The sequence below is a fragment of the Thalassospira profundimaris genome, assembly GCF_003326795.1.
In the GTDB taxonomy this organism is placed as follows: domain Bacteria; phylum Pseudomonadota; class Alphaproteobacteria; order Rhodospirillales; family Thalassospiraceae; genus Thalassospira; species Thalassospira profundimaris_C.
Genome location: NZ_JPWI01000001.1, coordinates 257589 through 272159 on the forward strand (window position 1 = coordinate 257589; position 14571 = coordinate 272159).

The window sequence follows — 14571 nt, forward strand, 5'->3', positions numbered from 1 at the left end:
CCGGTCGATCCCGGGATTCTGAAAGGCGCGGCAATGTTTGACTATCTGCGTGATCCGCAGGAAATCTATGCCAAAAGCTTTGCCACCATCAAGGCCGAGGCTGACCTTGCGCGCTTTTCAGATGACCAACAGCCTGTTGCCATCCGCATCATACATGCCTGTGGCATGGTCGAAATGGCGGCCCGGATCGCCTTTGGCGGCGATCTGGTCGGTTCGGCAACAGCAGCGCTAAGATCGGGAAAACCCGTTCTCTGTGATGCGGAAATGGTCCGCCAGGGTATCATTTCCCGCCTGTTGCCTGCAGAAAATAAGATTATCTGCACCCTGAATGACGACACGACCCATGACATTGCCAACCGGCTCGGTACAACCCGGTCAGCCGCCGCAGTCGAGGCATGGGCAGATCATATCGAAGACGCAATAATAGCCATCGGCAATGCGCCGACGGCCCTTTTCCATGTGCTTGAAGCCATCCATGAAGGACGCCTGTCCAAGCCCGCCGCCATCATCGGCATGCCGGTCGGGTTTGTCGGCGCGGCTGAAAGCAAGGATGCGCTGATTGACCATGCCGGGGATATTCCCTTTGTCACCTTGCGCGGTCGATTTGGCGGCAGTGCTGTGACGGCAGCAACGGTCAATGCTTTGGCTCGTCTGGCGCGCGATGACGCGACCACACCCGATGGCACCCTTGATCGCAGGAACGGGGGCATGCCATGAACGAACAAGCCCCGCTCAAGGGCCGCATCACAGTCATCGGGATCGGTGAAGACGGTTATGACGGCCTGTCGCCGATGGCCCGCAAGATCATTGAAAATGCCACCGTTATCTTTGGCGGCAGCCGCCATATTGCCATGCTGCCCGGATCAAACACCGCCACCCTGAACAAATGGATCACCCCGTTTGAAGCCAACCTGCCGCTGATCGAGGATTGCCTTGATCAGAACCCGGTAGTTCTGGCCAGCGGTGATCCGATGTATTTCGGGGTCGGCAATACACTGATAAAATATTTCGGACCCGAACCGATATATGCGATCCCGTCGCCATCAAGCATTTCTCTGGCGGCATCGCGCCTTGGCTGGCCATTGGCGGAATGCGATGTGATCACGCTTCATGGCCGTGATCCGGAAACCTTGCGCGCCCATTTGCGCCCGCATGGCAAACTGATTGCCCTAAGTGCCGATGGATCGACCCCGGCACTGGTCGCGGTCATGCTGTGCGAAGCAGGCTTTGATCAAAGCCGCATGTCGGTGTGTGAACGGCTTGGCGGTCCGGAAGAACGGATCACCACCCAGACGGCACGCACCTGGCAATCCACCGCCACATCGATGCCAGACGTCAAGGCCGTCGATCCGCTTAATCTGATCATGATTGATCTCGAAGCCGGGCCAAAGGCCAATCCGTTACCCACGGGACCGGGCTTGCCCGATGATGCCTTTATTCATGACGGCATGATCACGAAATCCGAAATCCGTGCCCAAACCCTGTCATCGCTTGCACCCTTTGCCGGTGGCATATTGTGGGATCTGGGGGCCGGGTGCGGTTCGATTTCCATCGAATGGATACGCATGCGCGGTCAGGCGGTTGCGATTGAACGCGATGCCCAACGTTGTGCAATGATCAGGAAAAATGCCCTGCGCCTTGGTGTCCCCGGACTTGTGATCGAACAAAGCACAATTGAAGACGCAATCATGTTTGCCGATCGCCTGCCGCGACCCGATGCCATTTTTATTGGCGGTGGTATCACCAGCAATGGTTTGCTCGATGCCTGCTGGGATCTGCTTCCGACCCATGGGCGGCTGGTCGCCAATACGGTCACGCTTGAAGGCGAAGAAAAATTATTACGTTTCTACAATGAAAAAGGTGGCACGCTGTCGCGCCTGTCGGTATCCCGACTTGTCCCGCGCGGCACGTTCAAGGGCTGGAGCAACCTTGCCCCTGTCACCCATTACCTCGGAGTAAAAGCATGAGCAGTGCGGACCTTCCCGCAGAGCGCCTTCCGGTTGCCGGAACGGCCTATGGGCTTGGTATCGGACCGGGCGAGCCTGATCTGATCACGCTCAAGGCCTATAAAATCCTGCAACAGGCGGATGTGATTGCCTATCCTGCCCTTGAAGACGGCGTCAGCCTTGCCCGCCAGATTGTCGATCCGCACATTCCCGAAGGCCGGATCGAAATTGCCATCCGCATCGAAATGGGCAAAACCGCCGACCCGGTCTATGACGCCGCCGCGATTGAAATCGGCAAGCATCTGGCTGACGGCAAAACCGTTGCGGTACTTTGCGAAGGCGATCCGTTCTTCTATGGCAGCTTCATGTATCTGTTTGGCCGTCTGGCCGAGGCCGGCTATCCGGTCAAAACTGTTCCCGGTGTCAGTTCCATGATGGCCTGTGCCGCCCAGCTTGGCGCACCACTGGCCGCCAAGAATGACGTATTGCAAGTCATTCCCGGCCCGCTGGATGCTGATCGCCTGCGCGCACAGCTTGCCAATACCGATGCAGCTGCCATCATCAAACTCGGCCGCCATTTTGCCAAGGTGCGCGACGTGATCAACGAGCTCGGCCTGACGGACCGGGCGCGTTATATCGAACGTGCAACCCTGGAAACCCAGAAAATGGTGCCGCTTGGCGATCTTCCGGTCGATGCCAAGGCCCCCTATTTTTCCATGATCCTGATCCACCGTCGCGGAGACGCATGGCGATGACCGCCCAGAACAGCTCGAACAGCCCGGCATTGCCGACCAACCCGATCGCCCCGATTGCCGTCATTTGCCTGACGCAGCGCGCCCTTCCGACTGCGCGCAAGATCGCATCGAACCTTCAGGGTGCGAGTGTCCATGGCTTGCGGACCCGCGTGTCGGTCAAGGATGTTGATGTTGCCTTTGATGATACCATTGCGCATCTGCAACAAACATTCTCGTCTGATCATGTCATCATTGGTGTCTGTGCCGCAGGCATTCTGATCCGCGCCCTTGCGCCGCTTCTGGCTGGCAAGTGGCAGGATGCCGCCGTCATTGCCGTTGACGAAGCAGGCGATACCTTCATCCCGCTTTTGGGTGGGCATCACGGTGGCAACCGGCTGGCCCGCGATCTGGCCGAACGGCTGGGCGGCAAGGCCGCAATCACCACCCCGGGCGATGCGATGCTGGGCCTTGCCCTTGATGAACCGCCTGCGGGCTGGAAACTGGGCACACCCGAAACGGTCAAACCGGCCACGGCGGCCCTTCTGGCCGGGGCCTCTGCCCGGATTGAGGTCGAAGCCGGATCGGCGGCATGGCTGACCAACAGTGCCATCGCCCAAAGCGAGGATGGCAGTGTTCTGATCACCGCCACCGCGCGCGAGGGGGCTGATGATGACGCCATCAGCGATGGTGCGGAAACCGCAATCACCTATCACCCGCCTGTTCTGGCCCTTGGGGTTGGCTGTGAACGCGGCTGCCCGGTTGATGATCTTTATGACCTTGTGATGGAAACACTGGCCGGTCAGTGCCTGAGCCCCAAGGCAATTGCCTGTGTCAGTTCCATTGATCTCAAGGCCGACGAAGCTTGCGTCCATGAACTGGCCCGCCGCCTTGGCGTTCCGGCCCGGTTCTTTGATGCCCAGACCCTTGAGGCCGAGGCAGACCGTCTTGTCACGCCATCCGATGTGGTCTTTGCCGAAACCGGCTGTCATGGCGTGGCCGAGGGGGCCGCACTTGCCACCGTCGGGCCAAACGGCAAACTGATCGTCCCCAAACACAAAACCGGGAAATCCACCTGTGCGGTTGCGCTGTCACAGGACGACATCATTCCTGACACCATCGGCACGGCACAGGGCAAATTGTCCATCGTTGGCATCGGTCCGGGGCAGATCGGCTGGCGCAGTCCCGAAGCCACTGCTTTGATCGGACGTGCGACCGATATCGTCGGCTATCAGATGTATCTTGATCTTCTGGGATCGCTGATTGATGGCAAGGCATGCCATCATTCCGATCTTGGGGCCGAGGAAGCCCGTGCGCGCCACGCCCTTGAACTTGCTGCCACCGGCAAGGATGTTGCCCTGATCGGGTCGGGGGATGCGGGCATCTATGCACTGGCAACACTGGTGTTCGAATTGCTGGATCGTGAAGATCGCGCTGACTGGAACCGGGTTGCGGTTCAGGTATCGCCGGGCATTTCCGCCCTTCAGGCCGCAGCATCGCGCATTGGCGCACCGCTGGGCCATGATTTCTGTGCGATTTCGCTTTCCGACCTTTTGACCCCGCGTGAAGATATCCTGCGCCGCCTCAAGGCCGCAGGCGAGGGCGACTTTGTCATTGCCTTCTATAATCCGGTTTCCAAGCGCCGCCGTGATTTGCTGGCCGTGGCCCGTGATATCCTTCTTGAACACCGCCCGGCTGACACGCCGGTTGTTCTTGGCCGTCAGCTTGGCCGCCCGGACGAGGAAATAACGGTTGTTCCGCTTTCGAAACTGGAAGTCGACATGGTTGATATGCTGACCACGGTTCTGGTCGGATCAAGCAACAGCCGCCATATCACCCGTGGCGAGAATGAATGGGTCTATACGCCGCGCGGCTATGCCAAAAAGGGCCCGGATGCGGCCAAGGCCCCGGTTCATAGCAGCACTGACACTTCCAGAAACGACACTTCCAAGAAAGGCGGGGCACAATAATGGCTGTTCATTTTATCGGTGCCGGTCCCGGCGCTCCGGACCTGATCACGGTACGCGGTTTACGTCTGATTGAAAAATGCCCGGTCTGTCTTTATGCGGGATCACTGGTGCCCGAGGAAATCGTCACAAGCGCCCCCGAAGGTGCCCGCGTGATTGATACTGCCCCGATGAATCTTGATGAAATCATCGCCGAGATCGAGGCCGCCCACGCCAAGGGTCAGGATGTGGCGCGTGTCCATTCAGGTGATCCGTCGATTTATGGCGCAATCGCCGAACAGATCCGTCGTCTGGATGATCTTGGCATTCCCTATGACATTACGCCGGGTGTTTCAGCCTATGCCGCAACCGCAGCCGAGATCGGTGCAGAGCTGACCCTTCCCGATATTTCGCAAACCGTGATCCTGACCCGCACTGCCATGCGGTCATCAAGCATGCCCGAAGGCGAAAGTCTTGCCGAACTGGGCAAATCACGCGCGACACTGGCAGTCCATCTGTCGATCAACAATCTGGCCAATGTGGTGCGCGATCTGATCCCGCATTATGGCGAAAACTGCCCGGTGGTGATTGCCTATCGCGCGACCTGGCCCGATCAGAAATATATCTTCGGGACCCTTGGCGACATCCGCGACAAGGTCAAGGGAAGCGGCATCACGCGTACCGCCCTGATCATGGTGGGCGAGGTCTTTGGCCGCAAGGATTTCACCGATTCCCGGCTTTATGCCGCCGACCATACCCACGTATTACGCCCGGCCAAGGCGTAAACCGGATCGGGCGGGCGCAAAACCCGCCCGTTTTTTGTACAAAGCCCCTATGCACCAAGTTCATTTTTTCAGCACAAGAGAATTTTGCCGAAAAATCTGTCATTTCAACCCTGAACATCCTTGACCGCCAAGCCCCGCCACGCCTTTAATCGAAGGGTAATAAAGGGGAGTATGCATGTTCAACGAGATGACAATGGACGACCAGGTCCGCGAGCCATATCGCGCACTGGTTGACTGGATGGAAGCAAACGGCCCCGAGGTACTCGAACAAAAGCGCCTTGAAGCTGAAACTCTCTTTCGAAAAATCGGCATTACCTTTGCCGTCTACGGCGAGGGCGGAGACCCGGAACGGTTGATTCCGTTCGATTTGATCCCGCGCATTTTCACCGCAAGCGAATGGCGCAAACTTGATCGCGGCGTCAAACAGCGCGCACGGGCGCTCAACACGTTCCTCTATGACGTCTATCACAATGCCGAAATCATCAAGGCCGGGATCATTCCCGCCGATCTGGTGTTCAAGAACGACGCCTTTGAACCGGCTGTGATTGGCATCGATCCCCCGCGCAAGGTCTATAGCCACATCGTTGGTGTCGATATCGTGCGCACCGGGCCCGAAGATTTCTATGTGCTTGAGGATAACTGCCGCACCCCGTCTGGCGTGTCCTATATGCTTGAGAACCGCGAAATCATGATGCGCATGTTCCCCGAGCTTTTCAAAAACCTGCGCATCGAGCCGGTTGAAAGCTATCCGGACATGTTGCTCAAGACGCTCAAAAGCATCGCACCGCCCAAATGTGACCGCGAACCCAATATCGTCGTGCTGACACCCGGTGCGATGAACAGCGCCTATTACGAACATTCGTTCCTTGCTGACCAGATGGGTGTTGAACTTGTCGAGGGTCAGGACCTGTTTGTTTCCGACGACCGGGTCTATATGCGGACCACCCGCGGCCCGGCAAGGGTCGATGTGATCTATCGCCGGATTGATGATGCCTATATCGATCCGCTGTGTTTCCGGCCGGATTCTGTTCTGGGTGTTCCCGGACTGATGAATGTTTATCGTTCGGGCGGGGTTGCCATCTGTTCGGCACCGGGGGCCGGTGTGGCCGATGACAAGGCGGTTTATACCTATGTTCCAGACATGATCCGGTTCTATCTGGGGCAGGAACCGATCCTTAATAACGTTCCGACATGGAAATGCGGCAAGCCCGATGATCTGAAATATGTTCTTGAACATCTGGGCGAGCTGGTCGTGAAGGAAGTTCACGGTTCGGGTGGCTATGGCATGCTGGTCGGTCCGGCATCAACCAGGGAAGAACAGGCGGCCTATGCCGAACGCATCAAGGCCGATCCGGGTGATTTCATTGCCCAGCCAACGCTTGCGCTGTCTGCCTGCCCGACCTTTGTTGAAAGCGGCATCGCACCGCGCCATGTCGATTTCCGGCCTTTCTGCCTTGTCGGAGATGACATTCGCCTTGCACCGGGCGGTTTGACCCGTGTTGCCATGCGTGAAGGATCGCTTGTCGTGAACTCGTCGCAGGGCGGCGGGGTCAAGGACACCTGGATCATGAGTGATTAACAAGGGAAAGGGTTGAAAGATGCTTAGTCGTACCGCAGACAACCTTTTCTGGCTGTCGAGATATGTCGAACGGGCCGAAAACATGGCCCGCCTGATGGAGATGGGCTATCGCATGGCGTTGATGCCTGCTGTTGGCGATGGCAACCGTTCGGAATGGGAATCGGTTCTTTCGGCGTCCGGATGTCTTGCCGGATATGATCCTGATGCACCGCTGCGTCAGGAAGAAGTCGCCAATTACCTGATTTTCAATCGGGATAACCCGTCTTCGATCATCAATTGTTTTGAATATGCGCGCGCCAATGCACGTGCCATGCGTACCGCGATCACCGCAGAAATGTGGGAGGCGCTTAACAATGCCCTGATGGAACTTCGCCGTCCGTCGATGCATAATCTGGCCAAGAACGAGCTGCCGGAATTCATCGACTGGGTGAAAAAGCAGGGGTCATTGTTCCGTGGCGCAACTGATTCCACCATCCTGCGCAATGACGGCTATGACTTTATCCGTCTGGGCACCTTTATCGAACGGGCCGATAACACTGCCCGTCTTCTGGACGTGAAATATTACGTGCTGTTGCCTGAAACCAGCATGGTTGGCGATGGTGTGGATAATTATCAATGGACCACAGTTTTACGTGCGGCATCGTCACTGCGTGCATTCCACTGGGTTTATCGCGATGATTATTCCCCGCATCGCATCGCGCATTTCCTGATCCTTAATCCGTTCAGTCCGCGATCATTGGCCCATTGTGCCGAACAGATCACACAGCATCTGGAACGGCTGGCGCGTCACTATGGTCAACGCCATGACGTTCACGGGCAGGCCGTCGAGATGTATTCGCTTCTGACGCAAAGTGCGATGGACGAGATTTTCTCGGAAGGTCTGCACGAATTCCTCACTGACTTCCAGATCCGCAACGGTGCGCTTTCAAGTGCCATTGCCGAAGCCTATTATTTCGGGGGGCAGTAAGATGCGCCTGACAGTCGAACACAGAACCCATTACCGCTATGAATCCCCGGCCCGTCATGTTGTGCAAAGCCTGAAGCTGACACCGGCACAATTTGAAGGTCAGAAAATCCTTAACTGGTCGATCACTGCCGAGGGTTGCCTGATCGGGACGGAATTTACCGACGGCAATGGCGATATCATCAGCACATTGACGGCAGGCGGACCGGTCGACGAGATCGAGATTGTCGTACGCGGCGAGGTCGAAACCACCGACACTGCAGGCGTGCTTCGCGGTCACAAGGAACGAGCCTTTCCGACTGTTTTCCTGCGCTCGACACCGATGACCAAATCCAGCGCTGCCATCCGCAAGCTGGCCGAAAAAGTTGCCAAAAAGACCAGGGACGCGTCCCTTCTTGATCGCGCCCATGCACTTTCCGCAGCAGTTTCCGATGCCATCGCTTATGCGCCGGGTACGACCCATGTTCACACGACCGCGGCTGACGCACTGGCCGATGGCAAGGGGGTCTGTCAGGACCATGCCCATGTCCTGATTTCAGCCGCCCGCCATCTTGATATTCCGGCGCGTTATGTATCGGGCTATCTGTTTGCCGATCAGGATGGCAAGCCCCATGAGGCATCCCATGCATGGGCGGAATTACATCTGCCTGATTTCGGCTGGGTTGGGTTTGATCCGGCAAACCGTTGTTGTCCGACAGATTATTATATTCGACTGGGGGCTGGACTTGATGGGCAGGTGGCTACACCTATACGGGGTGTACATACTGGTGGCGCGAACGAAAATTTGGATGTAACAGTCGTCATCGCGCAATCACAACAGTAACCGGACCAAGACGAAAAATGACCTATTGTGTCGGTTTGATGCTGAACGAAGGGATGGTTTTCCTTTCAGATACGCGGACCAATGCGGGCCTTGATAACATTTCGCGCTATCGCAAAATGTTCACATGGGAAGTGCCCGGTGATCGCGCCATCGTGGCTTTGTCGGCAGGCAATCTGGCCATCACCCAGGCGGTGATGAGCACCCTGCATGAAGCCATTGATGATCCCGACACCGAACCGGGTAACTGCATCCTGAGTGCGCCCAGCATGTTCCGCGTTGCCGAGCTTGTTGGCGAAGCCATGCAGAAAGTTCAGCACAAATACCATGACACCCTTGAGCAGCATCACGAAAGCAGTGCGGCCTCGATCATGGTGGGTGGTCAGCGCAAGGGTGGCGAGCAGCGTCTGTTTCTGGTCTATGCGGCAGGCAACTTTATCGAAGCCACAGCCGATACGCCCTATTTGCAGATTGGCGAACATAAATACGGCAAACCGATCCTTGATCGGGTCATCACCCCCGAAACCCCGATTCAGGACGGGGTAAAGGCGGTTTTGCTGTCGATGGATTCGACCCTGCGCTCGAACCTGTCGGTCGGCATGCCACTTGATCTGGCCGTTTTGCCCGATGATGCCTGCCAGTTTTCCGAACTGCGCCGGATCGAGGCCGATGACAAGGGTTTCCGCGCCCTTTCCGATGCATGGTCAAATGCGCTGCGCGATGCCTTTGCCGATATGCCAGACGAACATTGCGATCTGGCCGCCGAATAATCCGGCACCACTATAAGCAGCCCCGAGCACAAATCCGGACCTGTCGGGGTCCGGATTTTTTTCATTCCCGGTCTTAAATTTTTCCTGCTTGCCCGACGCTGGCATGAACTTTCCAGTGACAAATATCGCGCATCAAATTATCTATAAAATCATGACAGAAAAGACCGACACCACCGTTACCGGGCGGATCACCCGCACCCTTGCTGATCGCATCATTGCCGGCGATATCGCGCCGGGCACCAAACTGCGTCAGGATCACTTTGCCGAGGAATTTGGCGCAAGCCACGTGCCCGTGCGCGAAGCCTTTCGCCGCCTAGAGGCACAGGGTCTGGTGGTCAGCGAACCCAGACGCGGTGTGCGTGTCGCAAGCTTTGACATCGCCGAAGTCCGCGAAGTCGCGGAAATGCGGGCATCGCTTGAAGTTCTGGCCCTGCGTCATGCGGCCCCGCATCTGACCAGCGCGATCCTTGACGAGGCCGAGGATATCAATCGCGCCGGTGAAAACGCCAAGGATGTCCGGGCATGGGAAGACGCCAACAAGGCGTTCCATCGCATCATTCTTGAGCCGTGCAACATGCCGCGCCTGATGGCGAGCATTGATGATCTTCATGCCGCCAGTGCGCGGTTCCTGTTTTCCGGTTTCCGGATGGAATGGGAAGCCCCGACCGATCAGGACCACCGCGCCATCCTGCGCGCCCTGCGCGAACATCAGTTTGATGTCGCTGCCGCCACCCTTGCCCGCCATGTCAAATGGATTGGCACCAAGCCCGGCAAAAACAGTCGCAAGCTGTCTGCGATCTGATCAAAAATCCAAATTTTCTGGTCTGATGATTACCGATTGGATGCCTTTGGTATCAATCGCGCCATTCTTGCATCTATATTCCAACATTTTATAGATAATTTTTATTATTTATTTTCAGTTAGTTATCTAAAACTTCCTAGGGACCTGCAACAAATTTGCTGATTTTGCGATTTTTGGATTGATTTCACGATCCAATGGCGGCGTAATTAATAGATCAGATTCAATTTTATAGATAATTTTAGAACATAGCCGGAGGAACACGTCATCATGGTCAATTCCGTCACCCCGGAAAGCAACACTGCACTCCACAATCCTGTCCTGAACGGGACGAAAAACACCCTGATGGTTTTGGCGGGCGTCGCCCTGATCACGGCAAGTGCCAAGATCACTGTTCCGTTCTGGCCGGTACCGATGACGTTGCAGACCATGGCCATCATGGCCATTGCCGTTGCGACCGGTCCGCGCATGGCCGTAGCCACCCTGCTGGCCTATCTTGCCGCCGGGGCTGCGGGCCTGCCGGTCTTTGCCGGAACACCGGAACGTGGCATCGGCATTGCCTATATGATGGGTCCGACGGGCGGTTATCTCGCCGGATATCTGGTAGCGGCCGGTCTGGTCGGGGCCTTGGCACGTGGGCGCAGCGCAGTCGGTCAGTTTGCTGTCATGATGGTCGGTATGGTGCCGGTCTATCTTCTTGGACTGGCGGGGCTTTCGGCCTTTGTGCCGTCGGAAAAGGTCGTTGCCCTTGGCTTTACCCCCTTCATCCTTGGCGACATCCTCAAGATTGCGCTGGTTGCCGTTGGCTTTGCCGCCATCCGCCACCTTAAAAGCCTGAACAAGGCGGCCTGACCGATGACGGGTGCACACTCAAACACGACTTCGCCCCAGCCCCGTGCGCGCAATGCGAACCCGCCTGCTGACGGCACCCTGCGCCATGACTGGAGCGTCGAGGAGATCGAGGCGATTTATCGAAGCCCCCTTCTTGACCTTGTCGGGCGGGCAAATGCCGTTCACCGCGCCCATCACGATCCGTCCCGTGTTCAAAAGGCCAGCCTGCTATCGATCAAGACCGGCGGCTGTCCCGAAGATTGCGCCTATTGCCCGCAATCCGCCCACCACCGCGAGGTCAAGCTGGGGAAGCAACAGCTTCTTGACCCGGCATCAGTAATTGAACTGGCCAAACGCGCCAAAGATGCCGGGGCAGACCGGTTTTGCATGGGGGCGGCATGGCGTCGTGTGCGTGACGGGGCGGCCTTTGACGCGGTTCTTGAAATGGTGCGCGGGGTTGATGACCTTGGCATGGAGGCCTGCGTCACCCTTGGCATGCTTGAACCCCGTCATGCCAAACAGCTCAAGGATGCGGGGCTTAAAGCCTATAACCACAACCTTGATACCAGTCCGGAATTCTATGGTCAGATCATCACCACCCGAACCTATCAGGACCGGCTTGATACGCTGGCTTCCGTCCGGTCACACGGGATTGATCTGTGCTGTGGCGGGATCATTGGCATGGGCGAAAGCATCCGTGATCGTGCATCAATGCTTCAGGTCCTAGCGGGTTTTGATCCCCATCCCGAAAGTGTGCCGATCAATGCACTGGTGCCGGTCGAAGGTACTCCGCTTGCCGGGCGTGATCCGATTGATCCGCTTGAACTGGTTCGCATGGTGGCGACTGCACGCATCATCATGCCGAGATCAACCGTGCGCCTGTCGGCCGGACGCACCGATCTTAATCGCGAAGCCCAGATCATGTGTCTGATGGCCGGGGCCAATTCGGTGTTTTATGGCGAAAAGCTTCTGACCACGCCAAACCCCGAAGAAAACAGCGACAGCGCCTTGTTCGCAGCCCTTGGGCCGATTGCCGCCTGACCATTCAGGCACAAAGTTCAACCCCCGAACCCGTGCCGCCCGCATGGGTTCAACTGGCGGAGCTCTCCTTCCATGGGAGCTTCGCCATTTTATTTAAAGCAATATGGAAAAGGGAAACACGCAACCAGCACGGCCTAGTTGGCCTGTGCAGTTTCCTGCGGCTGATAGATGAAACCATGTGCCGGGTAAACGCTGCCAAACGTGCCCTGGGTATTCATCATGCGGACTTCCGACCAGTCGTTTTTCGCTGAAACATCGACCACCGGCTGACGGTAATGGACCTTGCCGCGCGTGCGCGAATCACTGCCCCAGTTGGCGTGATTGACCAGAATCTTTCGGCTATCAAGGATGGCCGAAACCACGGCAACATGACCAAGTTTCAGACGGGATGTCTTGCGAAGTGCAAGAACGGAACCGACCTGCGGGCGATTGCCGCGCTGGAAATTCTGTTTTCCGGCCTGCGCCCACCAGGTCCAGGCATCGCCATAAATCTCGATCCCCGATACTTCACGGGCATAGGGCACGCATTGCAGGAACTTGTCGGTCGGCGCAAAGGGATTAAGACGCGAGCTCGGCACATTGACACTGGCAAGTGTGGTGACCGTATCACTTGGCATCGGGCCGGTCATCTGGGTTGCGGAATTGCCCGTGCTAAAACACGCAGAAAGCACCAAACACAGTCCGACAATTCCCAGAAAACGCATCTGAAATTTTCCCCAAATGACTCACATTGGCTCACCATAGGGGGCCATGCCTTAATAATCCTTTACCGCACTGCATCGGAAATATCCGAACTCCTGCGACCAAGTGCACCGATCCGGTACAATCGCCAAAGCCCGACAGATGCCGCACACAGGATCAACGCCCCCGAGCCGCGCGCCGTATATTGAATGTTTCCTGCTTCGGATATCGCACCAAGCATGGTCCCTCCCAGGGCCATACCACCAAAACTGGTCGCACTCCAGAAGCTCATGACCCGGCCCCGCAATTTGTTATCCACCGTCAACTGCAACGCGGTTTGCGATCCGACCCCGACAGCCGTCAGGCCAAAGCCGGTCAGTGCCACCAAGCCCACGGCAAGCTCATACCATGGCGAAAAGCCAAGACCGAACATGCCCATCGCCGCAGCAAAGGCACCGACAATGGTAATACGTTGAAAATCAGCAGCATTTGATTTCACCCGCGACAGCATAAAGGTCGATGCCACCGCCCCGATCCCGCCCGCAGATGCCATCATGCCAAGCCCGGTAACCCCGCGTTCATAGACCGCCTCGGCAAAAACCGGCATCAGTTCGATCATTCCCGTTCCGACCAGCGATACAAAACAGGACAACGCCAAAACAGACCGGATCATCGGATGGGAAATGGCATAACGCGCCCCATCAACAAGGGCTGCCCAGATTCGCCTGCTTTTGGCATCGGGTGCCCGTTCAAGATGAATGGTCACAACCGACAGGACAAACACCATCGGAAGATAGCTGATGGCATTCAGCATAAAAGCAACGCCCGTCCCCCATGTTGCGATCACAACCCCGCCAATCGCCGGACCGACAAGCCGCGAGATATTGAAATTCATTGCCGCATAGGCAACCGCACGGCTCATGAATTCCCGGCGAACAATGACCGGTACCAATGACAAGCGCACCGGCGTCATCGCACTGCCCAATATCCCCATGGATGCCGCCAGAATCACCATCCATGGCAGGGTCATCATCCCGGCATGGGACAAACCCATCAGAAAGAATGAAATTCCCGCCTGCCCAAGATTGAGGATCATCGCCGTGCGGCGCAAATCAACCCGGTCCGCCATCACCCCGAAAATCGGCCCCAGAAAAAAGGCCGGGGCGAAATTCAATGCCGCGATCAGACCCGTCCAGAATGCCGATCCGGTCAGCGACCAGGCCAGCCAGGACATGGCAATTTTCTGAATCCACAACCCTTGGGTCGAGATGCATTGCCCGACCAGAAACAGCAAAAAATTGCGGTCGGAAAAAATCGATTGTGATGCGGCCTTTGACCCGCCCAAATCTTGTGGCGGATCTTGTGGCAGGTCTTGCAGCACGTCAGATGTTTCCGGATCAGGGGCAGCTTTTGGCACGGAGGCTCCGGGATGATGTGGGGCGGAAATCGATCCATCCGTCTGTCGGGGCAAACAGACAACCGGCAAGATCGTCAGGATGGCCGGAACTGGATGAACAGAACTGCAAAATGGTGGTCATGCAGTAATGTGATTATAGGAAAGACTAAGCTGTTTGGCATTAATTCTTCGCAAATTAGCTGTATCAGGCCTTCCCAAAACCCGCGATAAGACACATATCAAAATAACAAAACCATCGGCACAGAACCGATAAAACGTCCT

At 56.7% G+C, this 14571-nt stretch carries 14 protein-coding genes; 12 read left to right on the forward strand and 2 right to left on the reverse strand.

Features of this window, described 5'->3' with window-relative positions:
• The first annotated feature begins 33 nt into the window (after positions 1-33).
• The 12 genes from TH30_RS01205 (at position 34) to bioB (ending at position 12212) form a co-directional block, all read left to right on the forward strand.
• Positions 34-717 (forward strand): precorrin-8X methylmutase, encoded by a 684-nt coding sequence (locus TH30_RS01205; RefSeq protein WP_114096275.1) that lies wholly within the window; start codon positions 34-36, stop codon positions 715-717.
• A complete protein-coding gene (cbiE, locus tag TH30_RS01210; protein ID WP_114096276.1) occupies positions 714-1967 on the forward strand; it encodes a precorrin-6y C5,15-methyltransferase (decarboxylating) subunit CbiE in 1254 nt (417 codons plus the stop codon). The genes TH30_RS01205 and cbiE overlap by 4 nt, the downstream gene beginning before the upstream one ends.
• Positions 1964-2701: a precorrin-2 C(20)-methyltransferase gene (cobI, locus tag TH30_RS01215; RefSeq protein WP_114096277.1), complete on the forward strand. Its 738-nt coding sequence runs from the start codon at positions 1964-1966 to the stop codon at positions 2699-2701. Before cbiE ends, cobI begins: the two co-directional genes overlap by 4 nt.
• A complete protein-coding gene (cobJ, locus tag TH30_RS01220) occupies positions 2698-4647 on the forward strand; it encodes a precorrin-3B C(17)-methyltransferase (RefSeq protein WP_309471186.1) in 1950 nt (649 codons plus the stop codon). The genes cobI and cobJ overlap by 4 nt, the downstream gene beginning before the upstream one ends.
• Positions 4647-5408, forward strand: coding sequence for a precorrin-4 C(11)-methyltransferase (gene cobM / locus TH30_RS01225; RefSeq protein WP_114096279.1), 762 nt, complete (start codon positions 4647-4649; stop codon positions 5406-5408). The genes cobJ and cobM overlap by 1 nt, the downstream gene beginning before the upstream one ends.
• A 175-nt stretch (positions 5409-5583) precedes the next feature.
• Positions 5584-6987, forward strand: a complete 1404-nt coding sequence (locus tag TH30_RS01230; protein WP_114096280.1) for a circularly permuted type 2 ATP-grasp protein — start codon at positions 5584-5586, stop codon at positions 6985-6987.
• A gap of 19 nt (positions 6988-7006) precedes the next feature.
• A complete protein-coding gene (locus TH30_RS01235) occupies positions 7007-7954 on the forward strand; it encodes an alpha-E domain-containing protein (protein ID WP_114096281.1) in 948 nt (315 codons plus the stop codon).
• 1 nt (position 7955) lies between these two features.
• Positions 7956-8774 (forward strand): transglutaminase family protein, encoded by an 819-nt coding sequence (locus TH30_RS01240; RefSeq protein WP_114096282.1) that lies wholly within the window; start codon positions 7956-7958, stop codon positions 8772-8774.
• A 17-nt stretch (positions 8775-8791) separates the two neighbouring features.
• The gene (locus tag TH30_RS01245; RefSeq protein ID WP_114096283.1) at positions 8792-9541 is read left to right on the forward strand and encodes a proteasome-type protease; all 750 of its coding nucleotides are present in this window, start codon (positions 8792-8794) and stop codon (positions 9539-9541) included.
• Between the two features lie 151 nt (positions 9542-9692).
• A complete protein-coding gene (locus TH30_RS01250; protein ID WP_114096838.1) occupies positions 9693-10343 on the forward strand; it encodes a GntR family transcriptional regulator in 651 nt (216 codons plus the stop codon).
• Positions 10344-10610: 267 nt separating this feature from the next.
• Positions 10611-11192 carry a biotin transporter BioY gene (locus tag TH30_RS01255; protein WP_114096284.1) on the forward strand — a complete coding sequence of 194 codons (582 nt, stop codon included), beginning with the start codon at positions 10611-10613 and terminating at the stop codon, positions 11190-11192.
• Positions 11193-11195: 3 nt separating this feature from the next.
• Positions 11196-12212: a biotin synthase BioB gene (gene bioB, locus TH30_RS01260; protein WP_114096285.1), complete on the forward strand. Its 1017-nt coding sequence runs from the start codon at positions 11196-11198 to the stop codon at positions 12210-12212.
• 134 nt (positions 12213-12346) lie between these two features.
• Here the strand turns inward: bioB and TH30_RS01265 are convergent, their stop codons facing one another.
• Both TH30_RS01265 and TH30_RS01270 read right to left on the reverse strand, forming a co-directional pair.
• Positions 12347-12916 carry a CHAP domain-containing protein gene (locus tag TH30_RS01265; protein WP_114096286.1) on the reverse strand — a complete coding sequence of 190 codons (570 nt, stop codon included), beginning with the start codon at positions 12914-12916 and terminating at the stop codon, positions 12347-12349.
• A gap of 62 nt (positions 12917-12978) precedes the next feature.
• Positions 12979-14310, reverse strand: a complete 1332-nt coding sequence (locus tag TH30_RS01270) for an MFS transporter (protein ID WP_258548568.1) — start codon at positions 14308-14310, stop codon at positions 12979-12981.
• Positions 14311-14571: the final 261 nt, after the last annotated feature.

Excerpts from the sequence above, each read along its gene's own strand:
- TH30_RS01265 (WP_114096286.1), bottom strand. The coding sequence starts at position 12,916 with ATGCGTTTTCTGGGAATTGTCGGACTGTGTTTGGTGCTTTCTGCGTGT.
- TH30_RS01255 (WP_114096284.1), top strand. The coding sequence starts at position 10,611 with ATGGTCAATTCCGTCACCCCGGAAAGCAACACTGCACTCCACAATCCT.
- TH30_RS01235 (WP_114096281.1), top strand. The coding sequence starts at position 7,007 with ATGCTTAGTCGTACCGCAGACAACCTTTTCTGGCTGTCGAGATATGTC.
- bioB (WP_114096285.1), top strand. The coding sequence starts at position 11,196 with ATGACGGGTGCACACTCAAACACGACTTCGCCCCAGCCCCGTGCGCGC.
- TH30_RS01245 (WP_114096283.1), top strand. The coding sequence starts at position 8,792 with ATGACCTATTGTGTCGGTTTGATGCTGAACGAAGGGATGGTTTTCCTT.
- cobI (WP_114096277.1), top strand. The coding sequence starts at position 1,964 with ATGAGCAGTGCGGACCTTCCCGCAGAGCGCCTTCCGGTTGCCGGAACG.
- TH30_RS01205 (WP_114096275.1), top strand. The coding sequence starts at position 34 with ATGTTTGACTATCTGCGTGATCCGCAGGAAATCTATGCCAAAAGCTTT.
- cbiE (WP_114096276.1), top strand. The coding sequence starts at position 714 with ATGAACGAACAAGCCCCGCTCAAGGGCCGCATCACAGTCATCGGGATC.
- TH30_RS01240 (WP_114096282.1), top strand. The coding sequence starts at position 7,956 with ATGCGCCTGACAGTCGAACACAGAACCCATTACCGCTATGAATCCCCG.
- cobM (WP_114096279.1), top strand. The coding sequence starts at position 4,647 with ATGGCTGTTCATTTTATCGGTGCCGGTCCCGGCGCTCCGGACCTGATC.
- TH30_RS01250 (WP_114096838.1), top strand. The coding sequence starts at position 9,693 with ATGACAGAAAAGACCGACACCACCGTTACCGGGCGGATCACCCGCACC.
- cobJ (WP_309471186.1), top strand. The coding sequence starts at position 2,698 with ATGACCGCCCAGAACAGCTCGAACAGCCCGGCATTGCCGACCAACCCG.
- TH30_RS01230 (WP_114096280.1), top strand. The coding sequence starts at position 5,584 with ATGTTCAACGAGATGACAATGGACGACCAGGTCCGCGAGCCATATCGC.